Annotated in this window: 5 protein-coding genes and 1 pseudogene; all 6 read right to left on the bottom strand. The window is 54.5% G+C overall.

The genetic code is table 11. The annotated features are described in order from the left end of the window. Positions 1–81 precede the first annotated feature (81 nt). Positions 82–423: a 50S ribosomal protein L22 gene (gene rplV / locus SMC5_RS05345; RefSeq protein ID WP_119085827.1), complete on the bottom strand. Its 342-nt coding sequence runs from the start codon at positions 421–423 to the stop codon at positions 82–84. Between the two features lie 7 nt (positions 424–430). After that, positions 431–715 (bottom strand): 30S ribosomal protein S19, encoded by a 285-nt coding sequence (rpsS, locus tag SMC5_RS05350; protein ID WP_119085828.1) that lies wholly within the window; start codon positions 713–715, stop codon positions 431–433. 10 nt (positions 716–725) lie between these two features. Then, positions 726–1,452: pseudogene (gene rplB, locus SMC5_RS05355) on the bottom strand (50S ribosomal protein L2). An 11-nt stretch (positions 1,453–1,463) separates the two neighbouring features. Further along, the gene (gene rplW / locus SMC5_RS05360; protein ID WP_119087513.1) at positions 1,464–1,745 is read right to left on the bottom strand and encodes a 50S ribosomal protein L23; all 282 of its coding nucleotides are present in this window, start codon (positions 1,743–1,745) and stop codon (positions 1,464–1,466) included. Continuing rightward, complete coding sequence (gene rplD, locus SMC5_RS05365) at positions 1,742–2,365, bottom strand: 50S ribosomal protein L4 (protein ID WP_119119906.1); 624 nt, start codon at positions 2,363–2,365, stop codon at positions 1,742–1,744. The genes rplW and rplD overlap by 4 nt, the downstream gene beginning before the upstream one ends. A gap of 11 nt (positions 2,366–2,376) precedes the next feature. Continuing rightward, a partial coding sequence (gene rplC, locus SMC5_RS05370; protein ID WP_165848990.1) for a 50S ribosomal protein L3 occupies positions 2,377–2,784 on the bottom strand: 408 nt, incomplete at its 5' end.

Raw genomic sequence — 2,784 nt, forward strand, 5'->3', positions numbered from 1 at the left:
CTTCTTCGAAGCAAACCACTTGGATTCCCAGTCCTGGGTAATGCCAAGCCTGAATCCATACGGATGTACTTTCTGGCCCACCTAAGCCTCCTCTTTCTCAGCTACGCAGATATAGATCCGGGAGAGGGGCTTGCGGATGATATCCGCACGACCCATGCCTCTCGGGGAGACTCTCTTGACTCCACCCTGTCCGTCGATGAGAATCTTGGACACATACAGCGTGTCACGGTTCATCTTGAAATTGTTCTCGGCATTGGCAGCGGCAGACAACATAACCTTCTTGATGGTAACGGCAGGCCGATTGGGTAGCGAGTCGAGAATGGCAACCGCCTGGTCGATATTCTTTCCCCTGATAAGGTCAGCCACCAGGCGTGTCTTGAAAGGAGAAAGCCGAATGTGCTCAAGTTTCGCAAATGCTTCCATCTTGCACCTACCTCAATGCGCTCGTGCGCGCTGTTGGAACAGTGTGACCATGGAAGTTGCGGGTGAGAGCGAACTCACCGAGCCTGTGCCCAACCATGGCCTTCGAGATGTAGACGGGAACATGGGTCTTGCCATTATGGATGGCAATCGTGTGCCCCACCATCTCCTCGACCACGTAAGAACGACGGCTCCATGTCTTGACGAGCTTCTTCTCACCTTTTCGGTTCATTTCGAGGATTCTGCCGAGCAGACGTTCTTCGACAAAACCCTTGTTGGTCTTCGTATCGCTCATCGGCGTTCTCCTAGTTTATACGCTTCAAAATATACTTGTCGGACTGGTTCTTCTTCTTGCGGGTTTTGTAGCCAAGAGTCGGCTTGCCCCAAGGAGTAAGAGGTCCAGGATGTCCAACAGGAGACTTGCCTTCACCACCACCATGCGGGTGGTCGACGGGGTTCATGGCAACACCGCGCACCGTCGGACGAATACCCCGGTGACGGGAATTNNACCTGTGCCCAACCGGCCTCCTTGGCCAGAAGCTGAGCTGAGGCGCCAGCAGCACGCGCTACATGAGCGGACTTGCCAGGGAACAGTTCAATGTTGTGAATGGTCGTTCCCAACGGCATTTTGGCAAGTCTGGTGTTGTTGCCTGCCCGAATCTCGACGTTGTCACCGGACATGATGGTCTCGCCGACTTTCAGGCCCTCCGGCAGAAGGATGTACGTCTTCTTGCCGTTGGCATAGTGTACAAGAGCAATCAGGGCAGAACGGTTCGGGTCATACTCGATCTCGGCTACCCTACCCGGAACGTTGTCCACGTCACGTGCAAAGTCAATAACACGATAGAGCTGACGGATACCCCCACCCTGGTGACGAACCATGATCTTGCCCGTATTGTTTCGCCCGGCCTGCTTGCGCAAGCCAAAGGTCAGGGACTTCTCAGGAGTGTCCCGGGTGACCTCGGTGTGAATGAGCGTCTTCCTGGAACGGATTCCCGGAGACGTTGGTTTATATGATCTCACAATACTCATGGGGCACCCTCTTAAATATTAGTGATAACGTCGATCTTGAACCCAGGCATCAGAGCAACAACGGCCTTCTTCTTCGAAGGCGTCATGCCGATCGAAGCCTTCCGCATCCTCTTCTTGCCGTGAGTCCTGAGAACGTTGACCCAAGCAACTTTCACATTGAACATCTTCTCAACGGCGTCCTTGATCTCCAACTTGGTGGAGTTTTTGACGACGATGAAGTTGTACCTGCCCTCTTCGGTCATGCTCATGCTCTTCTCGGTTACGATGGGGTACAACAGGATCTCTTTGCTCATGCATACACCTCCTCGGCGCCCTTCAGGGCCTCTTCGGTGAAAACAACCGTGGAATGCAGGAGCACATCATACGCGTTCAACTCCGAGAAATGAAGCAGGCCAAGCCGAGGCAGGTTGAGGCCAGAAAGGACAACTTCACCATTTTCCTCAGCAAAAACAAGCAACGCATTCTCAGGAATGGCCGCTGCCTTCAGCGCCGTCAAGAGCGCCTTCGTCTTGGGCTGCTCAAGCTTGAGCCCACGCAAAACCACAATCGCGTTCTCGCCAGCCCGCTGGGCCAGTGAACTAAGGATGGCGCTACGTCTGGTCGACTTGTTCAGGTCAAGTGTGAAGTCTCTGGCCTTGGGACCGAAGACAACGCCTCCGCCCTTCCACTGAGGCGCACGCTTGTTGCCCTGACGCGCATGCCCGGTACCCTTCTGTTTCCAGACTTTCTTCTTGGTCTTGTTGATCTCACTGCGACCCTTGGTATTTGCAGTCCCACGGCGCAGCCCAGCCAAGAACTTCTTGACGCCCATATACATGGCCGTCTCATTGATGCTGCTACCAAAGAGACCTTCGGCGAGTTCAACTTCACCAGCATCGGCGCCAGTAACATCAATCATCTTCACAGTGCTCATGTCTCTACCTCTCAAGCCCTGATCTTCAGGAGCGCGTTGTCTCCGCCAGGAATACTGCCCTTGACCACAAGCAGGTTCTTCTCAACGTCGACTGCAATCACCCTGATTCCTGTGACAGTCGTCACGTGGCAGCCCATGTGACCGGCCATCTTATGATTCTTGAAAACGCGGCCAGGCGTCAGACGGCACCCGATGGCACCACAACGACGAAGTCCCTTCGACCCGTGACTCTTGAACCAGCCCGCGAAGTGCCACCGCTTAACGGGGCCCTGAAATCCCTTGCCTTTGGAGACCGCAGTAATGGTCAGCACTTTGAGCCCGTCGAGTACACTGACATCGACCTTCTGGCCCACTGAACCTTCCATGCCTCGGAACTCCTTCAGATGCCTCAACGTCGGTACACCAGCCTTCTTGCAGAC

This window comes from Candidatus Cryosericum odellii (assembly GCF_003570935.1).
GTDB classification, from domain to species: domain Bacteria; phylum Caldisericota; class Caldisericia; order Cryosericales; family Cryosericaceae; genus Cryosericum; species Cryosericum odellii.